Source organism: Runella zeae DSM 19591 (assembly GCF_000423565.1).
GTDB classification, from domain to species: domain Bacteria; phylum Bacteroidota; class Bacteroidia; order Cytophagales; family Spirosomataceae; genus Runella; species Runella zeae.
Genome location: NZ_KE384049.1, coordinates 41,978 through 63,971 on the forward strand (window position 1 = coordinate 41,978; position 21,994 = coordinate 63,971).

Annotated in this window: 22 protein-coding genes; 1 reads left to right on the plus strand and 21 read right to left on the minus strand. The window is 42.4% G+C overall.

What is annotated here, in order from left to right; translation table 11 throughout:
- Positions 1-15: 15 nt before the first annotated feature.
- Positions 16-2,052 (minus strand): putative porin, encoded by a 2,037-nt coding sequence (locus tag G563_RS0132865; RefSeq protein ID WP_028669072.1) that lies wholly within the window; start codon positions 2,050-2,052, stop codon positions 16-18.
- Positions 2,053-2,257: 205 nt separating this feature from the next.
- Here G563_RS0132865 and G563_RS0132870 point away from each other — a divergent pair, with 205 nt between their 5' ends.
- Entirely contained in the window at positions 2,258-3,043 is a 786-nt protein-coding gene (locus G563_RS0132870; RefSeq protein ID WP_028669073.1) for a pesticin C-terminus-like muramidase, read from the plus strand.
- 6 nt (positions 3,044-3,049) lie between these two features.
- On the opposite strand, the gene G563_RS0132875 is transcribed toward G563_RS0132870, so the two are convergent.
- The 20 genes from G563_RS0132875 to G563_RS0132970 form a co-directional block, all read right to left on the minus strand.
- Entirely contained in the window at positions 3,050-3,682 is a 633-nt protein-coding gene (locus tag G563_RS0132875) for a 3-keto-disaccharide hydrolase (protein WP_028669074.1), read from the minus strand.
- 95 nt (positions 3,683-3,777) lie between these two features.
- Positions 3,778-4,719: a formylglycine-generating enzyme family protein gene (locus tag G563_RS37445; RefSeq protein ID WP_028669075.1), complete on the minus strand. Its 942-nt coding sequence runs from the start codon at positions 4,717-4,719 to the stop codon at positions 3,778-3,780.
- A gap of 3 nt (positions 4,720-4,722) precedes the next feature.
- Positions 4,723-5,193 carry a hypothetical protein gene (locus tag G563_RS0132885; protein WP_028669076.1) on the minus strand — a complete coding sequence of 157 codons (471 nt, stop codon included), beginning with the start codon at positions 5,191-5,193 and terminating at the stop codon, positions 4,723-4,725.
- A 37-nt stretch (positions 5,194-5,230) separates the two neighbouring features.
- Positions 5,231-5,725, minus strand: coding sequence for a hypothetical protein (locus G563_RS0132890; RefSeq protein WP_028669077.1), 495 nt, complete (start codon positions 5,723-5,725; stop codon positions 5,231-5,233).
- 25 nt (positions 5,726-5,750) lie between these two features.
- Positions 5,751-6,848, minus strand: coding sequence for a hypothetical protein (locus G563_RS0132895; protein ID WP_028669078.1), 1,098 nt, complete (start codon positions 6,846-6,848; stop codon positions 5,751-5,753).
- A 10-nt stretch (positions 6,849-6,858) separates the two neighbouring features.
- Positions 6,859-7,701, minus strand: a complete 843-nt coding sequence (locus tag G563_RS0132900; protein WP_028669079.1) for a TssN family type VI secretion system protein — start codon at positions 7,699-7,701, stop codon at positions 6,859-6,861.
- Between the two features lie 125 nt (positions 7,702-7,826).
- Complete coding sequence (locus tag G563_RS0132905; RefSeq protein WP_169579834.1) at positions 7,827-8,774, minus strand: type VI secretion system baseplate subunit TssG; 948 nt, start codon at positions 8,772-8,774, stop codon at positions 7,827-7,829.
- Positions 8,775-8,784: 10 nt separating this feature from the next.
- Entirely contained in the window at positions 8,785-10,614 is a 1,830-nt protein-coding gene (locus G563_RS0132910; RefSeq protein ID WP_028669081.1) for a type VI secretion system baseplate subunit TssF, read from the minus strand.
- Between the two features lie 53 nt (positions 10,615-10,667).
- Complete coding sequence (locus tag G563_RS0132915) at positions 10,668-11,093, minus strand: GPW/gp25 family protein (RefSeq protein WP_028669082.1); 426 nt, start codon at positions 11,091-11,093, stop codon at positions 10,668-10,670.
- Between the two features lie 9 nt (positions 11,094-11,102).
- Positions 11,103-13,013, minus strand: a complete 1,911-nt coding sequence (locus G563_RS0132920) for a type VI secretion system Vgr family protein (RefSeq protein WP_028669083.1) — start codon at positions 13,011-13,013, stop codon at positions 11,103-11,105.
- Between the two features lie 26 nt (positions 13,014-13,039).
- Entirely contained in the window at positions 13,040-13,759 is a 720-nt protein-coding gene (locus tag G563_RS0132925; protein ID WP_028669084.1) for a hypothetical protein, read from the minus strand.
- 232 nt (positions 13,760-13,991) lie between these two features.
- Positions 13,992-14,384, minus strand: coding sequence for a type VI secretion system tube protein TssD (gene tssD / locus G563_RS0132930; protein WP_157585790.1), 393 nt, complete (start codon positions 14,382-14,384; stop codon positions 13,992-13,994).
- 65 nt (positions 14,385-14,449) lie between these two features.
- Positions 14,450-14,746, minus strand: a complete 297-nt coding sequence (locus tag G563_RS0132935; RefSeq protein WP_028669086.1) for a PAAR domain-containing contractile injection system baseplate protein — start codon at positions 14,744-14,746, stop codon at positions 14,450-14,452.
- Positions 14,747-14,769: 23 nt separating this feature from the next.
- A complete protein-coding gene (locus G563_RS0132940; protein WP_028669087.1) occupies positions 14,770-16,131 on the minus strand; it encodes a phage tail sheath C-terminal domain-containing protein in 1,362 nt (453 codons plus the stop codon).
- A gap of 65 nt (positions 16,132-16,196) precedes the next feature.
- Complete coding sequence (locus G563_RS0132945) at positions 16,197-16,652, minus strand: hypothetical protein (RefSeq protein ID WP_051211356.1); 456 nt, start codon at positions 16,650-16,652, stop codon at positions 16,197-16,199.
- 124 nt (positions 16,653-16,776) lie between these two features.
- Entirely contained in the window at positions 16,777-17,226 is a 450-nt protein-coding gene (locus G563_RS0132950; RefSeq protein WP_037328856.1) for a hypothetical protein, read from the minus strand.
- Between the two features lie 136 nt (positions 17,227-17,362).
- On the minus strand, positions 17,363-19,873 hold the full coding sequence (locus G563_RS0132955) for an ATP-dependent Clp protease ATP-binding subunit (protein WP_028669090.1): 2,511 nt from the start codon (positions 19,871-19,873) through the stop codon (positions 17,363-17,365).
- 178 nt (positions 19,874-20,051) lie between these two features.
- Entirely contained in the window at positions 20,052-20,372 is a 321-nt protein-coding gene (locus G563_RS0132960; RefSeq protein ID WP_157585793.1) for a hypothetical protein, read from the minus strand.
- Positions 20,366-20,614, minus strand: a complete 249-nt coding sequence (locus G563_RS0132965) for a hypothetical protein (protein ID WP_028669092.1) — start codon at positions 20,612-20,614, stop codon at positions 20,366-20,368. Before G563_RS0132965 ends, G563_RS0132960 begins: the two co-directional genes overlap by 7 nt.
- 288 nt (positions 20,615-20,902) lie before the next feature.
- A complete protein-coding gene (locus tag G563_RS0132970) occupies positions 20,903-21,730 on the minus strand; it encodes a hypothetical protein (RefSeq protein ID WP_157585795.1) in 828 nt (275 codons plus the stop codon).
- Positions 21,731-21,994 lie beyond the last annotated feature (264 nt).

Below are 21,994 nucleotides of genomic sequence, written 5' to 3' on the forward strand. Positions count from 1 at the left end.
AAATATAGACGAAAATTAGTCGAACAAGGGCCAATTGACTCCAAAGCCCAACGAACGCCCGACCACGGGATAATAAGGAGTAGAAAAATAACCAGGGTTTAGTAACCCTTGTGCAGCATTCGCCATTTTCACAAACAATCTGACGCGTTTGATGCGCGCATTCAGAAATAATTCAGAATAAACTACCCCCTCGGTTTTGATGCGATTTTGGAGAAAAAACTGCTGTGTAAGAGGCATATAATCATCCGCATAATAAGCCGACTTATAGTGTATCTCTGCCCCTACTTGAAGATACAACACCTTGGCATAGATAAAATCAAAAGAAGCACGGAAGTTGGCAAAAAAGCGCGGAATACGAATGATATCGTTGTTGGAAGAAATAGTGTAATAGGTTTGAGCGATGAATTGAAATTTACGAGGCTTCCATTCGGCGATGCCTCCTACGCGTAACACACTAAAAGGAGAAGCAAATTGTCTCACTACCGCTGCTGTGTCATAATAAAGATAATTGTTGATTAAATGATAGTCCAAGCGAGGGAGCAGCTTAATGGTATTTGTATTAAAATTTATCTGCCCATAAATGTTGTTGGAGTTCATCAAATTAAAATCATTTTTCCATCCCAAATGATTGCTATGGTAATATTGCTGAAGTAAAGTTGGCGACGAAAATACTGAATAATAACCCGCCGAAAACCATTTACTGACAATTTCGCCTTTGAGCTTAAAGTCCCGTCCCAACAAATACTCGAATTCAGCGGTGGCTCGCTGTGTGCTGTCTTTCAGGTAATAAGCAAGCCAAAGCCCTACAAAGTTTTCGAAACGCCGATGAGTGGAAGTGCCGTTGGTGGAGTCAACAGCCACAATAGTTTGAAGGGCTGTTAGTTTTGGTGGCGTTATCATGTTATGGTTTTCAACCATACTTAATATCCTTTGACGATAGTGCGCACGATAATTGAATCCTTTGTATCGGCCTTTGATACCAAATTTGTTTTCAATCAACCTAAACTTTACTTCTTGACGCGTACTAGTAGAGTTGTACAAATAATCATAATATGACAAAGTCGGAACTTTGGAAAAAGTAGGGAATCTTGTAGTACTATCTGGATAATAGACCCTATAAAAACCGTAAGTTTGTGCATTGGCCAAATTGGCATCCGAATACACATTGATGCTTCTCTTATAGTCAAAAACGTGATAAAACTGTAAACCAGGTACCCATGCGTATTGATGATAAACGTGCCAATTGTTGCGTCGTTCCCACGACTGTGCCGTTTTAAGGATCGCCGAAGGATTATTGTATTCTATTACTCCATTTCCAAAATTGAGGCTATCAGGAGACATTCCACCTTGCTCATAAGCGCTATGATTGAGGTGATTAAACTGTCCCAATAAGACATATTTATCGTTTTTGGAGCGATAGTTTCCGTGAAATACAAAAGCCCAATTTTGCGTAAGGTTTACTTGCGAATCTGATGACCCGCTCGTACCAAAATACTTGTTGGTCGTAAAACGTTGCGCATTGATACCTAGATTGAGACGAGGCGTAAGGTTTTGGCTATGGTCAAAGCGGGCGATATTTTGCCCCAATCCACCCAGCGTCAAAAAGAGATTGGTATAAGGTGATTTGGTATCATAAAATTTCACTTCATTGATAGGATAAGCGTATGGTGTATAAGCTTCATAACCAAACTGAGTACCAATCTGCTCAACCGGTCTGAAAAACACAAAACGAGAAGCTGTCCCCAAATTCCCCAAATCTACCAATTGATAATCAGAACGTTGAACAAAATTATAGTGATGAAAAGCATTGTAAGAAGTGTCAACTCGATAAAGTGCTTTCACATTGTTAAACACATCCTCTTCCAACATGTATTTGGTAGTATGGGGGCCATATATCATTTTGGTAGAGTCATCAATCTGCACTTGGCCACCTTGCCCCATCCCTCCTTGGGTCTGCCCAGAACCCAACGAACCACCCGACGGAAGCCTGATTTGCCCCAACGTTGAGAGGGCATAAAAACCGAAGAAAATAATGTACAGCCACTTTTTCACGCCGCAAAGTTAGCAAAGTTTTGGGTCTACGATGAAGCATGCTGGTGTGAAGTATGACTTTTCTAAATTTCACTACTGACTATCAGTTTTTTAGTGAAATATTTTCGCTAAAATTTAAGGATATTTAACCTTTTTAGTTTTCGGTTAGGGAATAACTTTACGGGATGTTAAATTTGTTAGTGTTCAGCCAAACAAAACAAAGCTCATGGCAAAATATGCTTTTACATATCATCAAGAGATTGGATATCAAGGCCAAAGCCTAGTGCCTCATTTTCCGGGAGGATTGTCAGGAGTCACCATTGGCCCTGGCTATGACATGGGTAGCCGTAAGCCTTCTGAGATTTTTGACGACCTTACCAAAGCGGGGATTCCTTCTTACACTGCCGAAAAGCTTATGGAAGCTGCCTACAAAACTGGCCCTGAAGCGCAAGCGTGGGTAGAGGCGCATCGGCACGAACTAGTGATTACTGAAGCACAACAAGAAGCCTTGTTTGACCATGTACTGGTAGATGAGTACGAACGCAGGGTTCGGTCGCAATTAGCCGACTTGGCGAATCAAAATGACTCCGTCACTCACGATATGATAGCGTGGGAAAATCTATCTGAAAAGCAAAAACACATTTTATTCGATTTTGCGTACAACCCCGGCCTGAGCAAATTTCCAACCTTGACCGAGGCCGTACTCAAAGAAGACTGGGATACAGTAGCGGTTTCTTTTGAACGATTTTCGGCGGGAGAGCCATTGGCTTATCGAAACGATATGTTTTACAGTACTTTTCTCGACCCCAATGCTCCTCCCCTACCTTCCGATACCGAAATCGCGGAAGTCATAGAGATTGTCGAAACGCCCGCCCCTGAAACCATCGAAGAAGTATGGGACAATGATTTGTATACCGAAATACCCACTTCTATGGAATCTTTTTCCATTCCAGAAATTGAATCTGACAAAACACTCGACAATCTCCTTGATGACCAGAATTGGCACCTATAGAAGTGCTTACTCACCCAATGGCTTTACCATAATATCTTTATAATAAACCTTACTCTTGGGGTCGTGGCCTTGCAAAGCAAAAGTTCCGCTACTTAGTTTGCGGTCACCATTTTTGGGTTCGTCAGGTTCAGTATACTCAATAACGGTTTTGTCGTTGATTTTGATGGTAATCTTCTTTCCTTGTACAATGATGTGCTCGGTATACCACTCATTATCATTCACAAATACATCTTTCAGATCCTCAATGCCGTACAAGCTGCCCGTACGTCTCCAATCGGTGTGAGAATTGTTGACTTGTATTTCATACCCTTTAGAAGGCCATCCTTTTTCTTGGTATTGTGTATGAATATATATACCAGAATTAGAACCTGGCGTGGTCATGACTTGGGCCTTGAATTCAAAATTTTTGAAGTTATGATTACCTACAGCACCATCATAAAAAATATGTGCCCGTGGGCCATTGACCACAATCGCCCCATCAGCCACGCTAAAAGTACTGGCATTTTCGCCTACTTTCCAGCCTTCTAAAGATTTACCATCAAAAAGCGAAATCCAACCATCTTTCTTTTTCTTTTGTCCAAAACATAGACTTACTGACAGCAATATCAGAAGGCTACCAAAATACATCGTTTTTTTCATGAGGTTTTTTAGATTAAGATTAATACACGATGTATAAAGGGGAAGAATGGGCAGAAATAACCGTAAGACTCAAAAAATCCTACAAATTCTTCAATTTATTTGTCCTCATAACAAATCCGAAAGCCTACCGTGGGCGATTTAGAGGCTGGCGGCAAGGCATAGCGAAATGTGAGTGGTTTGGGTTCATCCCCAAACGAACGCCCACGTACCACTTTTCGAGTACCTTGGGCTGGGCCGACGGGAGTTTGAGATGGACTCTGGGCATAATATCCTTTATCGTACCAATCAGCGCACCATTCGGCGGCGTTGCCTCCCATATCAAAAATACCCCATTTATTGGCCTTTTTGGTACCTACGTTTTTAGGGCTTGCCCCATCTGTATTGCTAATATACCACCCACTTTCTTCTGGCGAAGCTTTTTTGGATCCCTCAGCAGCGGCATACTCCCATTCGGCCTCGGTAAGGAGTCGGTATTTTTTACCGTTTTGTTTCGACAACCACTCGCAATACTCCACCGCCTCTTGCCACGACACCCCCACCATGGGGTGGTCATCCTGCCACCCCCAATTAGGAGGAGTGGGCATTGATTTTGCGGTAGCTTTACAATATTGTTTGTATTCTGCTACGGTCACTTCGTGCGTGGCTACATAAAAATCTTTGAGAGTCACCGAATGCACTGGTTTTTCGTCTACCGCGCCTTGGGGAGCACCCATCTGGAAAGTCCCTCCTTTGACTAAAACAAAACTTGAAGTCGAAGGTTTCGTAGGCTTGGGCTTCATAGGCGTAGGATTAGGAGTGACAGGCGTGCTCGTTTTTTTAGCGAGGGCTTTTTGAACTTTTTGAAGTTGGCTTTTACAATAAGGCTCTTCGTTACGAATACGCAAAGCTCGCTCGTAGTTTTCTTTAGCGCATTCATAATCTTGCTTGTTGAAACAGACATCGGCTCTTTTTTTGTATTCATCAAAGTTTACCTTTTGGGCAAACAGCTTGTTTCCCAAAACTAAACCCATCATTAACAAACCAATCCGAAAAATCATATCTTAGAAAGTAGTTCTTTGTTTTTGTAAATCGCTCAATTGTTGTTCAAGCTGTTTTCTTTCTTCTAGCAACTGATTGTACTTGGTTGCTAGCTGAGCCCATTCATCGTCTTGGATATTTCGCGCATTTCCCAAATCTCCCACAAAGGCTTCATAACTTTTCAATACCGCCAAAAACAAAGGCTTGTTATAATAAACTTTCAGCTGATTGATAAACCCAAACACTTTTTGGTACTGAGCAGGGGAATACTGCTGTGGTTTGGTCAATATCCGTACATAATCATCAAGACGGGTGGTTTCTTGCAAAAAACCTTGCATTTCGGCGGCAGTAGTACGGTTCATTTCTGAAGCCAACTCAGGGATTTTCCTGAAATTCAAGTACAATGAAATCAAAAACAAAACCATTAACCCCGCATAACAAAGTCCGAAGTTGATGATTCGTGTACTACGCATGTCGTCATTTATTGCTTTCATAATCAATGTAGGGTTGTGGGTCGCTAATCATTTGAAATTACTGTGCACCTTGAGACGGGAGTGGCTGTAGTGATATATTGTCAATTTGCCTTTCCAAACGTTGGTTCATTCGGGTAAGTTGGTCTATTTTATCTTTTAATTCGAGTTTTTGAGTAGCTAATCCTTTTTGATTTTGGATGGCTTCCTCATTGACCTTGATTACTCCATAATAATTTCTAATCACCCTCCGAAACAAAGAATCGCCCTCATTGGAAGTTGCTGGTTTCTTTTGCATTTCGCTCAATTTTCCCTGAAAAATGCCTCTTGCTTGCACCGCCGCAATGGGGTCAGTGCCCTTCACAGCCACGCGATACGAGCGATAAAGCGTATCCATCAGCTGAGCATTGATTACAAAATCTTCTTCAGACTGAGTCGAAAGTTCGGTAGTAGTGACTGATTTGTTTTGGGGAGCCCAAAGACGATAACACAGCAGTGCTAATAATCCAAAAAACAATAGCCCCACAAGCAAGTATTTCCAAAAGGGTGTTTTCATGTATTATAGGTTGTTAAATAGGGTTTTATCGGTATTGCTCTCTCCCTCGATAACCGCCGTCGGTATCACCTTTGTATACGTATTCCAAACCACTCAATTCGTTAAATATGGCGTTGAGATTGTCCAGAAAATCTTTGATGATGGCAAAGCTCGCAACCACATCATTGTGATTGTATTGAATCTTTACCAGCATATTGAGTTTGGATTCGAAGGTAGCTTGAGTTACGCCAAAACGCTGTCCAAAATAGTTGTACATGTATTCTTTATTGCGCTGAGGCAAACACCTCAAGGTTCCTAAAAAAACCCGGGCAAAACGGGCAAAATAAGCTACAAAATGAGCAGGCGGTGCTTCATTGAGTATCAATCGGTAATTGTCATAACTATCGGCAATGTGAAGGACTACTTTTTGCGCTAAGATTCCCACATTTTTGGACCATTCATCCTGCGCTTTGAGGTACACATTCTGAACGGTAGTTTCCGCATTTTTGTCAATTTGACCAATCAATGCATCAAACAAATCATAATACCAAGCGAGGGTCGGGTGCACCGCCATATTGATACATGGAGGCACATATTCTCCCGAAGATAACAAATTAAACTGCTGATTGACTTTACGCAACTTCCCTACCACCAAGTGATGCAATCCAGAAGGATTTTGGCGGATGTGCTCAGCCGTAGCCACCGCCAGCCGAAGTGAAGGCATCCAATGCGGCAGCCGCAACGGAGTCTCTTGGGGATTGGGTTCGCCAAAAGGAACTACCGCCGTAGGATCCACAATAAGCAAAACATAAAATTCGGAGCTTCGGTCGTTGAGCAATTCGTTTTGGATACTCGACAGAGAACAGGTAAGCGGTGGCTGATTGGCATAGACCGGGAAATCAATCCTTACCCCTCCTGGCGTAACAGCCTTACAAAAAGGGAGGCTTAGTTCATTTCCATTCTGAATGAGCTGACATACATTGCCATCACCCGCTGGCAATAGACCGTAAGTATAACTGTTAAGGTGGGTACGGGCTATTTCTTTCATGGCATCAATAGCTGCCAAGTCACTTCCCAAGAGATGCTCCTTGGTGATTTTCATGCCGTCTACCCAATTGATAGGCTGATACTTAGAAGTTGCCATAAGTGAGATTTTAGTCGATAAAACTGCGCGCCACTATAGGAGTGCTAGTTGTGATATTGTTTTGGGTAAATGTCTTATTAGGATCGTAGTAGGTCTTTACAAATCCAAAAAAAGAGGTTTTGTAAAAGACCCAGCCAAAGGGTTTGCCAGTTTGTACATCCACTACTATGATTGGATGCGCAGGGTCCACTTTGGTGTTGTATAGCTCAATCATATACTGCATCCATTCACCCAGTTCGCGGTCTTTGGGGGCTTCAAACTCATGTCCTTCCCAAACAGAGCTATTGGGCTGCTTGAAAATCCTAATTTTTACACGTTGGGTATTGCGCAGTTCAATGATAGGTACCTTCGAATTGAGGGGATAGTACCACTTACGGTATTGGAGAACGGGGATAGATTGCCAAAAATCGTAGGATTTTATAAACAAGTAAGGTAATAAATAACGTAAAGCTCCCAGCGAAAGATAAGGGGTAAGCATCCCTTCCTGCTTCTTAATCAAAGAATAGGAAAGAATAAAGCCCGCAATCCCAAAAAACATCAATGATATACATAGCCATAAACCGGGCGTAAATTCGTCGCGTGAGAGCCAAGTACGAAAACTCTTGTAGGCAGTCATCACAAATACAATTCCCAGAATCAGTGCCCCAGTTTCAAATACAATAAACCCAATGCCCACTGAACTAATCTGACTTACCACTCCCCCTAAAGCAGCAAACATCACAAATACTCCTAAAATGTGCATTAGCAACTTTTTAGAGAATATCTCCGCTGATTTTAAGTAAGCCAAAATGCCTAAATTGGCTATTCCAAAAACAATATTTCCAATAAAAAGCGTAAGTACAGTTGATGACATAATAAGTTTTAAAAAATAAAATGACTGAATTGTAGTTTCAAACTTTCATTCCATCCCAACGTTCTACCTGCTATGATTGTTTTTAACAATATTTCTTTAAAAAGCCCTAAACTTCTTTTCTAATTTCACAAAACGGTAGTAAACCCTAAAAGCGCTCCTGCCCCTGATGTACTCAGTTGAAAACCAGCTTGTTTTTCTTCAGACAACAACTCCAAACGCCAATCCATTTCAATAGGCACCAACATATCGCCTAAGAAATCCACCAATTTTTTGTTTTTTGCATTAGGCACATAATCTTCCATCTCCCTAGCCGATAAAGGACCGATGCTTACTTTCAAACGCCGACTGTCATCTGTGAGCGAAGGAGAGACTGTTACTAAATCAACCCCCAAGCCTGCTTCTCCTAGCCCCTTAAAAGGGGTGGACATAGGAAGTTCGTATTCAAAATCTTCGTAAGAAAGACTCACAGGCTGACCGAGCATTTGCTCATAACAGGCTTGCATCTCAGCCAACTTTCCGGCAGCCTTGTAGGCTAAGGTCGTAATCTGAAAAAGAGAGGCTTTTTGATGCGCATTTAATTTCAAATCGGTATAGTCAGGCCAAAATATTTCCAAAAACTCTTTCAAAAAACCTTCATCTTGTCCGGCAAGTGCTTGTTTCTCAAATTGTTCTATTTTTATTCTTTGATGGTAAAGGGCATTGTCGAAAGGCAAAAAAAACTGCCTTGCTTCTGCCTCTTGGCGCTCTTCTTCGGCGCGAATTTCTTCCCAAACATCATTGTTTTTTACCCGACCTGAAGGCTGATGAAAAAGCCGTTCGGGGAGGGTATCGTATAGACCATCACGAGGAGTCTCGATTTTTAGCCAATCCATGCCGCCCAGCTGATTTAGCATAGGCTCGACCGACAATACATCTCTTTCAAAGAACTTTACCGAAGACATCTCTGGATAAACCACAATCTCTTCTACCCGGCAAAATCCATTGGCAACAAGCTCCTCCACGACTGCTTCTACCCGCAGACGTTTGACGGCCATTTGCTCTAGGTTGGCTTGAAGGATTTCGGTTTTATTCATGCTTGTTTTTTTATTCGACGCCATTCAATAGTACTCTTATTGGTAAAATCCCTGATGATTGTTCCTCTAAGATATACTTTATTTGCATTTTATAATCGTTCCACTGCTCAAGAGGAATATTTTTTTGTGAATTGGGAATTAAATTTACGTCGAGTGTCCGCTGAACTCCTTGGTATTGGGATGCCCCCATCATAAATCCTTTGGTGATTTCGACCCGCTGTAATTTATCGCCTAGCTCGGCCATACAGATTGCTTTATAGTCTTCCATAGTCACGGCTCGTCCACGCGATAAAACTGCTTTCTTAAAAACGGGCAAATTTTCGTCTCCTTGCAGAGGCCGCTGCCCTCCTTTGGTCGTAGTAAGCAAAACCGTCATCTCGTCGGTAAAGGCGATGTTGGTACGGTCACGGTTAAGTTTTGTACCAAAAGCAATGTTGTTGGCGACATCCGCTTTTGTAGTCCAATAACGCACGTCTAAGCGCCCACTTTTTTCGTTGGTTTTGACGTTTACAAACAAATTTTGCAAAGTATCTTTTTTTACTACTTGCGAAATCCGCTCCAATCTTTTTCGGATCTCTTCCACATCGGTTTCGATTTCGCCCTTGCCCAAAGCCGAAAAAATGGCACTTTCATCTCTGAGCAAATCTACCACGTAGGCCAATATCTCCGAAGCATCGCGTTCATCAAACCTTGCCACTCCCCCTTGCCGTAGCAAATACTGATTGGTAAGCTCTCGGCTAAAATGCTGCACGTTGGTAAGCTTCGTGCCCATGGGTGTTTCGATGCTTATCATATCGGCAAAAAACTCACCTTCTTCCACCTTGACCGGAAAAACATTGAAGACGGGACGTAACTCTTGCAGCATCTTATTGGCTTTCCGATTGAGAATAGGGAAAGCGTTGATATCAAGATACATCCGCGAAAGGTGCTCGGGTGAAAGCCCGCCCGGAAATTTTATTTTAATCCAAAAAAGCTCTTCTGGAAAATATTTTTGAAGCTCGTCGGGCTTCAAAAAAGACACAATTGCCTCTGGATATTTGCTTTTCAGACGTTGAATAGGAAGCTCCGCACCAGATTGTCGGTTGCGGCTGCTGAGACATATAAAATGCGCGTCGTATTGTCGCCTTAAAAGGCGCTCAATACGAGCCGAAACGCTCATTTCATCGACCAATCCCCCCGATTCATTTCGATGAGCTACTCCTTGTTTGATTTGTAATTCTTCTTGCTGGCTAAACATGCGCACATCTATCAGCCTGTTGAGGTGCATGGCACGATTGGGGTCGTTGCGCCAATCAAAAAAGAAAGCCAGATTGTTGAGTTCTTCTAAATGCTCATCCAAGGTAAGTCCCACCCACATTTCATCTAAAGGCAGAGCTTGATCCATGAAATATTCGCGGGGGCTATTTGCACTCAAATCGCGAATACGGCTTTGCTGAATTACCCTGTTAATTTTTACATTATGAAGCACAAAATTCCCAGCCGCCGTAAAATGAAACTCTTTTCCAGTGGCATTGAGTGTAAAAACCTGCTCAGGGCTTACTTCATAAAAAGGATCCAAAATACTGACTTTCATGACAGCATGGGCAGGTTGCGGCCCGGTGAGTACGTCGGGCGTGAGCAGTTGGGCGAGGCGTTGCACTACCCGATTGCGCGAATTGTCGAGTTCATGATGAACATTTTCTAGGCCCGTTGCAAATGCTCCAAGTAGCATCCCCACCAAAGGGTCAAAACTTTCGACCGCAAGTTCACTTTCATCATAGTGCCACAAACGCGCAATTTCCCGAATCATTTCACTTCGGATATACTCACGGTTTTTATAGCGACGAGGTTCGTTATACATAGGTTTAGGGATGAAAAGCGATGACTCTTTGGGAATTTATCATTCAACGCCCGCTAAGAATACCTTACCAATCGAAATTTCATGTCGGGTAAACGCTCTTGCGTCTGAACAAGCGTACTCGCAATCACAATCTGAATGTATCGGCATATCCTTGGGTTACCACCGTCTACTTTTTCTTCTACGTCATCAATGTTGATATCTACCTTATTGACCACGATTCGCTTTTCAAATTTTTTTAAATATTCTTCCACACTCCGTTTGATTTGGTCTTTGCTGGGAGTGTCTTTGAGCTGTCTAAAATCATAGCCATGCACGATACAACCATACTGATTATCAAAATAATACTCCTTGGGCTTAGACGCTAGATACAAAGAGATATTTTGCGCTATTGATTCCTGCGCCGATATCTTTTCTATCACAGGTTGTTTTTTCATAAGTGCCCCAAACGACGGCGGCATAGGATAATAATCTTCGGGCATGGTGGTATATTAGTTGATTTTGACAATGGCTCCAGAAAGCGCCGCTACCGTTCCTCCTTCCAGATTTAGCTGAACACTGCCTTTGACATTGGCATTGGTTTTGGCCTCAATATTTACATCCAACCCATCCACCTTTATCGACATATCGGAGGTCATTTCTGTGCCCATGGCACTTTTGAGATTGAGTTTATCTTTTGATTCTAAGAAGATAGCTCCGGTTTCGGTATAAGCGGCTATTTCTTTTTGAGCCGTTATAGATACACTTTTATCAGTAGTTACTTCCATCGTATCTTCAAGTGTCACATTATATTTTTGGGCTTTCATGTTGATGTCTCCTCCTGCCTCAAAATTAATATCCCCTTCACTTTTAATAGTGATGTGTGTACCATCCAGGGAGAGTTCAATCAAATTCTTTTCTTCTTTGTTGAATATTCTTATTTTTTCTTTGCCATCCGTATCATCAATGATGATATGATTTTGGGCCCGAGTAATAATTCCTTTGATATGATTATCCGAACGAAAAAGTTCACCTCCCGGTTTTCGTGGGCCAGAATCATTGGCATACAGACTTCCCACTACAAATGGTAAATCTGGATTCCCGTACTCAAAGTCCACCATCACGGTATCGTCTACTTCGGGAATAAAATAGCTTTTTGATTTGCCTGTCATGTGCATAGCTACCCGTACCCACGGCGTAAGTTGATCTGGTTCGGAGGCTCTTACCCCTTGCCACCACATTTGTAGCTGTACCCTTCCCAACTCTAAAGGATCTGCCGTATCTTTTACTATTGCCACCTGTGGGGTAGCTTTGCGAGGAATTACGTTGTAGTTGACGGGTGGCATATCTGTATCTTGGGGAATGCCCTCAAAATACGCTTGATAGACCCCACTTCCATCCACACTATGATAAAGAGCCGTAATCACGAATGTCCCATATTCTACTCTATCCACAATCACCCCATTTTGGTAGATAGGCTCGACGATACTTACTAAATTTCCAATTTTCAGTTCCATTTCAGGCGTTCGCCCTGAAATAATAGCCAATTGATTGGCTCTTTCACTTTTTTCTACTTTTACAGCCTGCTTTAATGCTGCTTCTGTCACAAAATCCTGATAACCAATTTCGTTGAGACCGTTGTCAATAAAAGTTTGTTCTGAACGATCAAGCATCATTTGCGAGAGCGAACTCAACCCGCTTACTTGCTCAGCAGCCGAGTCGGCATCAAAACGCTCAAACGCTTCATAGTTAAAATAAGATGTTTTCCATTTGACTGGCGTAATGCGAAGGCCGTACTCCATATCAAAAAAATTACGGCTGTGCGTTAGCGTAATGGTAGGTGCCGAAGGGCGCGCATTCTTGCCAAAGATCAATTTTTCGCCGTTATAATAAAACCACTCCCCATAGCGGTCTGCCATACGCTGTAGAAAATGAAATCGGTCTTCGTCGTATTGTGTAACGTACGGAATAGGAGTAGTATAGGTGGGCGAATTGAGTACCCAATCATGAGACAAAGTGCTATTCACAATATCTGACAAGGTTTTTTCTGAATAAGACCTCGTACCTAAGCCCATCGCCAAAAAAATACTCAACCCAAAACCCGTAATCAAATAACTAGAACTTTGGCTTTGTCCTCTTATGAGCTTTACCGACATCACTACGCCAATAAAAGTATTGTTTTGCGTCGGAAACCCTTCTCTCGTCTGTGACATTCGGACGGCCACTCGGTGTCCCATAAAACTGTCAGCTACGTTGCGAAGTCTTTCAGATGGACCCGCTAAAGTCGAAGGAGAAACACTAATTTCGAAGCTATGATGAGACTCAAAACGCTGATTGATACGCAGATAATTCACCCTAGGAATGGTAGTCCCATTGATGGTTATCTCTAGGCTCGAAGTGAAAGTACTGGTTGGAGGTGGCATATTTTACGGAATATTTTAAACACAGTTTAAGAAGAAATAAACGAAATGGATGCCCCCGGAAAAATCATACCTGCGGCTGAGTCCCCTACTATTGCCCATGCAATAGAATTAGAGTATACATTGCTGAGGTGCGCAATCAGGGTAAAAGGGTTGAGGTGATCTGACATATCCATGCGCGGGAAGTTGCCAATAAACACAATATTCAGAGAAGATTGGACAAGACATCCAATGCCTGCATTGATAAAAAACACATTACAACTTGAAAATACTGCTTGGTTTAAATCATACGTATTGTAACCATTCATACCATACAAGGTAGCATTCTGACTTACAGATACTTGCGCAGCATCTAAACTCACACTGGACAACAATCGCCCTACCATAGGTCGCAATAAACTCAAAATAGCCGTGGAAGCTGAGTTCATAATTGCGCCCCCCGATAAGCCAATGGCCCATCCACCTACCGGTTTTTCGACTTTAGTGGTAGTTCCCCAAAAGCGCCGCTGATAGAGTAAAGGAAGCCCCGAATAGGTTTCATTATAAAAACGCTCGTTTGTAAGGCGAGCCCTCCCCAAAGCATAGCTATTTTGCGCTCCCAAAACTTCGGCGATTTTTTCTTGAGAAAAAATAAGTGGAACGAACGGAATTGTCACTTTTCCCCATGCGACTCCGCCTCCTAACGTTATTGAATTGATAGAAGATAAGCTCTCTCCATCTCCAAAACCTAAAATAATAGGTGTCCCCATAAATAGTCTCAAGAGTTAAAGTCTGTGAATAGTATTTGTTTTTTGAAATATTTTTTCAATACTCGTATACAATCAGTTGTCAGAATAGATAAAACACAGATTTATCTATTTTTTAGATTGTAAGAGTTCATAAATTTTAACTATTTGTATAAAATGCCTAAACTTTCCGAAAACTTTAGACCACCTCAAAAGTCATGTTTCGGAAAGTTTATTTGCTTAGATTTTCAGGCTATTACTCTCTCAACAATTTCAGCACATTACCCTGAATGTCAAGCTCTTTAGAGCAGATTGTAAAAGTCTGATTACCCGTACCGCTTCCCGATAAGTTGAAGGTTTCGCTGAAATTGACCACCGAAGCGTGGTTAAACTTGATGGTACGCAACTCTTCTCCTTTTTGGTTCACAAATTTGAGAACGCCACTAATGTCGTCTTTGTGTTGTAAGGTCATCAGCTCAATGATTTTGGCATTGGCGTTACGAGTTTCGATAGTCACGTCAATATTGCCGCCAAACACCTCTGAAGTGGTTTCGTTGGTATGAGGATTGACATGCTGATGCATACTATATGAACAATGTAATACTTCGAAATCTTCCCCGTCGATTGTAATTGTTGCCTTGTGTGCCATGGTTGTAAAGTTTAAGAGTGATTTTTTGTTATGTTTAAAAATTGAATTGTTTGCAAAATATTGAATTAACCACCAATCAATACCGTAGGAGCGCCCATTGCAATCGTCCCCCCATGAACTGTCAAATCTCCCATACGAGCGGCGGGCTTTCCTTCAATAAACACGGTAGCCGACCCCTTCACGATAGTATCTGGAGGGCCTGCGCAGGTACACATGGTTCCTACGGTAGCAGCAGGCATCCCTGCGATAAGAACTTTTGAAACTGTTGGTAAGGGCAAGATTGGGCCTCCCACATGAGGCACCACTCCAGTTACCATTGGGCATACGTGATTATCCCCTACTCTTGCGGCAGGCTGTCCCATGATTTTGTTATATTTTTTGATTGTTATTTAATATCAGCGTCCCAGTCGCCCTTAGTTCCTGTCATGTTGATGGCAAAGACCTTAGCAGGAAAAAACGGTTTTAAATCCACGTTTATAACCACGTGTGTAGGTTTAGCAGGATTCCGTTTTACTTCTAGATTGCGATAGTCTTCGATGATTTTGCCTGGCCCACGAATCTCGGCCAAAAACTTCGACATCTGCTTTTTGATGTCTTCGAGCATGCGATTGTCGATATTTTCGAAAGTACGTCGATTCAAGAAATCTTGCATAATCTTACCCACCCAATCAAAAACGCGTACCACGCTATACGTTTGTAAGCCCACATTATCTCCGTCAAACAACGTTTTGGCCGATTGGGGCACTACCCTTCCCCATTCATAAATGAGCGGAATCAGACCTTTGCTCTCTAGCTGGGCAACTTCGTTTTTGCGCATCGTAAAGCGAGTACCAGAAGCCATTTTGAGCTTACCATGAGCCAAACCTGCGGCAGGTTGGGCGATATTTCCTCCCCAAAGTAAACCAGCAAGCGCCATTGAGGGGGGTATAAAAAGGTGCTCTTCTTCGCCAATTTCGGTGTTAGCTTCACGGCCTACCACCCAGTTACAAGGCATCATTACGTGCGCTTTATGTGGGTCTGAGCCAGTGAGTTTGTCTCTATCAAACATTGCTTCTACGTCTTCGGCACTGTCTAAGTGACGATAATCTGTTACAAGCATTGTTTTGTTTTGGTGCGCAAGCTCGGCCCACTTGTCTACGATGGTATTTTTTTTCAACCAGCCTGGCAATACAAGCAATGAGTAGTTGTTGGTAAGGTCAAAACGGTCGTAGTTGTCACGAAGTTCTTTAGCCACTTGTTCAAAGATTCCAGTAGGATTGCTAAAGCCGTCGGTGTCGGTAGTAGCGTCAAGTCCCGCATCAAAAAGTGTTAAGTTTTTGATTTTTTCTTCGGCTGCATTTTCAAAAAACAAAGCCAATGAACGATAAGACCGTTCGAGTTCTTCGGTTTGGCTCAAGCAGTTGAGCAGGTTTGACTTGAGTGTCTCACTAGCAGAAGTGGCTTTTTCTTCAGCTTCAGCTACCATATCTGCTACATTATCATGAGCCGACAATAAATCTGCCACTGCTTGAAGACGTTTTTTTAACTTTTTACGATCCGCTTTATTTTCGTCTTCTTCCATAAACATGGCCTTTCTCGCTTTTTTGGTAGGGTCCATGTTTTCGGTACCGTCCACGATTGTTTTGATAAATTCAAAACCGCCATATTTGGCTAGTTGTTGAACGGTCTGGGTAAGAGGACGTGGAGCGGCTTTTACTTTTTCTTTGGTGAGTTCTTTTGACTGGGGTAATTGTTCTTCTTGTGCCATGATAAGCTTATTAGTTGCAAAAGTGAGTCATAAAGTAAGATTAGTGTCAAATGTGAATGGGGATATTAGTCGCCATCAACGTCATCAAGTTCGACAATCATTGCATTCAATGCTTCCAAAAAAGCGGCTTTGCCGGCAGGGTCGGCCAAAAGCTTCTGAAATACTTTATTGGTCATCAGCCTTTTGATAAGCGTCTGATAATCATCTTCTTTACCTTTCAATTCTTGCAAAAACTCGCTTTGCTCAATCATCCCTTTGATAGTAAAGGCGCTCAAGCTCGTAAAGTTCAAAGTTTCGTTTACTTCTTGGCCTTCTTCGGTAGTATGAGTAATGTCTACCTGAGGCTGAAAATGGTCAAATGCCTCTTGCAATTTTTGAATTCCTTCTACGGGCGCTTGACTCATAGAATCGGCCGTAAACTTGCTCACAATCGCCGTTTTATTATCATGCAAAAGCTTGATTGCTTCGCTTGTGCCTTCATCAATGATGACACCGCCGAGTTGAGGTTTTTCGATTGCCATAGCTAAGGGTTATTAGGGTTTGTTTGATTGATTGACCTTACAAAGGTATTTACTGATTATCAAGGATTTTATAGTGAAAATACGCAATTTTTCAAATCAGGTATTTTTACTTAATCTATTCATTTTACGTACGGGGCTGGGGACGATAAAACCACCAACTTCCACTAATAGATACACTGCTGCTCGTCTGAAAATACAACGTATTTCGCTGTACTCGCCGCGAGCCTTTAACATTACACTCCAGCACTTCAACGACACCATTTGCCCCTACTGACGCTACAATAGCAGTATGATGTGGGCGAGTCTCTTGCCACCAAGAGGAGCCATTATCAACGGTCACGACATAATTCCGAAACTGGATAATGTCACCTGGCGTCAAATTAGCGAGTGTGACGGGGTCTCCCCACACATAATCGGCGTTGGCTGTAACATTGTCGGCACCCATAATATCGTTGGAGGTTCGCGCGCCTGATTCTCGGAGGGCGGTTTCGGCCAATGTCCAACATTCTCCATTCCCGACCCGGTTTCCTACTCGACTTGAAACCCAATTTACGATGTTCTGATTTAGTGGCATAATTGCAGATGTTTAATCATTGTGTTTGCATTTACATTATTGACAGAACAAAATTATATCTTAGTTATCAAGCTTTTAAGAGTGAAAACCCCTGATTTAAAAATCACGTATTTATCCCTACTGCTGACTTTATTACCTAGCTCAAAAGCGTTAGTTTCTCCCATTCAAACTCCCCACTTTCGCCCAATTTCAGTCTTACTTCAGAGCCTTTGCCGATTTCGCCCGCCACAATCATCCTCGATAGAGGCCTACGAATGCGATTACGGATTACACCACGAATAGGCCGTGCGCCGTATTTTGGCGTAAAGCCTTCAAGTGCAAGGGCTTTACGTGCCTCATCGTCAATCTGCAAAGTGATTCCTTGTTTTTCCAATAGCTTTTCTAAAGGTTTCAACTGAATATTGAAGATATTGATAACGGCTTTCTCAGTAATCGGACTAAATGGAATAATCTCGGTGAGACGCCCCAAAAACTCTGGCCGAAAATGCTTGGTCATTAAGTCAAGTATGTCATTAGAGGCTGGAATCGTGCCTTTCCCAAATTGTTCGGTAATCCACTCTGCACCGATGTTGGAAGTAAATAAAATAATGGCATTCGAAAAATCACCCTCGCGCCCAAGACGGTCGTGTAGGGTTCCTTCATCCAAAATCTGCAAAAACAAATCAAAAACCGAAGGATGCGCTTTTTCTATTTCGTCAAACAGTACAATAGCAAAAGGCTGTTGTTTGATTTTAGTGACCAATAGCCCTCCTTCTTCATACCCTACATAGCCAGGAGGCGCTCCGTACAAAACAGCAGCGGAATGTTCTTCTTTAAACTCCGACATATCAAAGCGGATGAGGGCTTTTTCGTCATTGAACAAAAAATCTGCCATCGTTTTGGCAAGCTCGGTTTTCCCTGTTCCTGTAGGTCCTGAAAAGAAAAAAGACCCAATCGGTTGCCCCGGGCGACTCAATCCCGACCGGTTTTCTAAAATCGCATCTGCAATAACCTGAATCGCATGGTCTTGCCCAATGACCCGTTTTTTGAGGTGTTCGTTTAGTTGTAGCAGCTTCTCACGTTCTTTGGACTGCAATTTTCCTAAAGGAATGCCCGTTTTGTGAGCAACCACCGCCGCAACGTCGTGTTTCTGAACCGCTTCTTTTTCTCGTTTTCCTAAAGCTTCTAATTGCTCAACCAATAGTTGCAAATGTTCGGCAACCGCCTCAGGTAATTCTAGCTGGGATAAATCAAGTTGTTCTTCCAACTGACCCAGCAAAATGGGACTTAGCCGATGCTGCAATTGCCGTTCGAACCAACGTAATTCTTGTAGATACAATAATGGGTCTCCTCCACCATGCGAAGCTTGCAAAAGCGATAATTCTTCGCGCAAAAAATCAATCTCGCGCTGGGTAGTTTCGCTCATGAGTTTCATGGCGGCCATGGTGCGGTCGATGAGGTCAATAGCGGCATCAGGCAAACGACGGTCTTTGATGTATCGTCTTGCCAAGCGGACGGTTTCGGAGATAGTCCCCTCGCCTACCTTCATCTGATGATGCTCTTCAAATAAAGGAACTACTTTCCCAATCATCCGGGCGGCTGTTATCTCATCGGGTTCTTCTACTTTTACCAATTCAAAACGACGACTAAATGCCTCATCAGGCTCCATAAACTTCCTAAACTCATCTAGTGTAGTGGCACCAATGACCGTCAATTCTCCCCGGGCAAGTTCGGGTTTGAGAAGGTTGACTAGTCCCATTGCCCCGCTCTGCGGATCCATTAAGATGTGGATTTCGTCAATAAAAAGCAGCGCTCTTTCCAACTGTTTTACTTCGGCAATGATATTTTTAAGTCGATCTTCAATTTCTCCTTTGTAAGAGGCTCCCGCAATCAAAGCCCCCATATCTAGCTGGAGCAAAGCTGCATTTTGCAAATGCCCTGGCACCTGCTCAGCAACAATCAACTGCGCGAGCCCTTCTACCAAGGCGGTTTTTCCTACCCCAGGTTCTCCCACAATGATCACGTTTGGTTTAGTACGGCGACCTAGGATTTCGATGGTCATGCGGGTTTCTTTATCGCGCCCGATGATGGGGTCAAGTTTCCCTTCCCTTGCAATGGCCGTTTTGTCAACGCAGTATTTATGTAATGTTTTTTGTCCTGAAGTATCCGTGTTTGTGGCTCCTGATATGCTACTTTTATTTCCATTTGCCGGAGCTACACTGCCTTGTACTCCAGCCTCCTCCATAGCTTTGGCAAGCAGTTCAGTTTCTGTAAGAGGAAAGGATTTTAGTTGATCTTTCTGAAAACCTACCCCTGGCCTAGCAATAGCCGTCAAAACAGCCAAAGGAGATACCTCTTCTTCGCCCAGTTTCATTCGTATCACATCTGATACCTCATACACGGCTTGCACTTGGGCATCGCCTCTTATATCACTTACTGGTCGTGCCGATTTGGGATATTTTTCTATCCTAATATCTGCCCAATCTCTCAAGTAGTACACATCAACTTCCCAAGCAGCAAGGACACTCGACAGCCCCACGTCATTGTGCAAAATTCCCTTGAGCAAATGCCCTGGCGAATAATTAGCCTGCTGATGTTCTTTTGCTACAGACTGAGCTATCTGAACCGCACGTTTGAGGTCGCTACTGAATGTAAGGGTAGAAAGCATAGAGGGTTTAAGTGTTTAGAAGTCTTGTGCCGAGAACCTAAAAATCCGAACTCACTTTATCATAACACTTCTCAAACTTAGAAAAGACACCTTCCAATGTCAAGCATTATTGAGTAAACGGTAGCTTTTGTTTAGAATATACCAATTGGGAGTGAAAGACCTTTATTTATGGCATGATTTATACTAGGTCATACTCTTCCAAAAAGGCCACTATATCGGGCACAGGGTCACGTACCAATACAGTAGCAGAAGGTACTATTTCTTCTACATGTAGCCGCGTAAGCCCTGGCAAATATACCTGCGAAGCTCCTCCCCAGAGCTGAATAGGTGGGGTATAGCCACGCCTTTTCATGTACTGCTCGGCATAGCCTTTTTCGGTTTGGGGCCCGATGCCTCCCACAAATCCAACCACGTCTTGTCGAAGGCGTATGATTACCAAAGAATTAAGGCCATTCCAATTGTGCAATACCGCATTACGTCGTCGAATACAATCTAGCAAACTTTTATTGGACTGAGTAGCATACGCCAATACATCGTGCAAATCGCCCAAAGCCCCCCAAAAACCGAAACCGATTCTTTGAGTTGGTTGGCAGTATCTGTGTAAGAATTGAAAACTTCCCAGTCAGTAAACTTATAAAGCAAGGTACCTAAGGCTATTTTTTGTTTTTGAGCATGAAGTCCATTAAACGATCTTCGGTGACTGAGCGGAATCTGATCAAATTCAAGATTAGCGTTGAGCATTTTGTGACGAGTTAAGTAAAACTCAATATTAACATCCTATCCTGCCTAGGTCAATAGAATGTTATCAAGTGGTAAAAAAACTTCACTGAAACAATTTTTAAGTACTATTATCTCCGAAATCGCATCAGTTTAAGAATGTCCTCTGCAGGAACTCCTCCATTCATAACTAACAGTGGATCTGAGTATTTCTATCTCTGATGATGATGTACTTAATAAATCAAGTAAGCCAAGTGATCCAATTGTGGCTTGCTCAAAATTGCTCATTGAGTCTCACTCCCATATCGTTGTCTATTTATATTTGAAGATAAGTGCTTGGGTAGTTTCTTGTTTGGTTTCAATCAAATCGCTAATCAACCACCCCGAGTTAGTGTTTTCGCGGGTATACTCTTCTAATTTGATAATCCATCCTTCGATTCCGGTTACAAAAACCGTAACATGGTCACATTCATTAAATTTCACAAATTTGTTGTCGACCGCAAACACAAAGGCACTCAAAGCGTCGAAACGAAAGCTTGTATCTGTATAATTTCGTAAAGGTACTCCTGCATGTAGTTCGTTAGAAAGACTCAGAAAATTGGTTTCATGGGCATTAGGCACCACGGCCCGTTGCTCCGTTTTTTTTTCAAATTGAACCATAAAATCATCCGAAACACCTTGTAAGAGCCATGAGTGGGTGCCCTTTTCTACTTTTCGACGAAACAATAAATCGGTGGTGGATGGCGAACTGAAATACTCTACTTTACAAGACGCAATGGCATATATTTTATCATCAAATTTTTCTAGGTAGCGCGGTTTGTTTTCGTCACATACCAATTTGATAAAACGCGAAAGTTTTTCTCGTTCTTCGGGCTTGTGCCATTTTGTATCTTCTGCATTGATTAGCCCCCGAATAAGCTCAGCTCGCAATGAAGTTCGTCGCAATGAATCACTGATTTTCTGTCCATTGGCCAGTCGATACGCATTAAATCGGTCATAAAATTCATCAATCTGACGAATATTTTCAGTCGATGGCAAAGACATTTTTGATTTGGCATGTGGTATTGCAATCTGCCCCCATGCACCATTTGTGAATAGCCAGCCTACCCACATCACTAAGGTATATCGAACCCAATTCATAATTAAGTGCTAAGGCATATTTAATCGTTATCTGTTATGATTATTAGCAATTTAGAAACAGTTATACTCTTCTACTGCTTAAGTAATTATGCAAAATTAAACTGGATGTTCTGATTACTGGACAAAAGTTAAGCTCATGGGGACAGAGCATATTTATTTTTTTTAGCCATAACTATCAAGTACTCTATAAAAATTACAATTTTTTGGCAAACGTTACAAATCAGACTATATCCTTTTCTAAAGACGGATTCATAAAGCGATTTT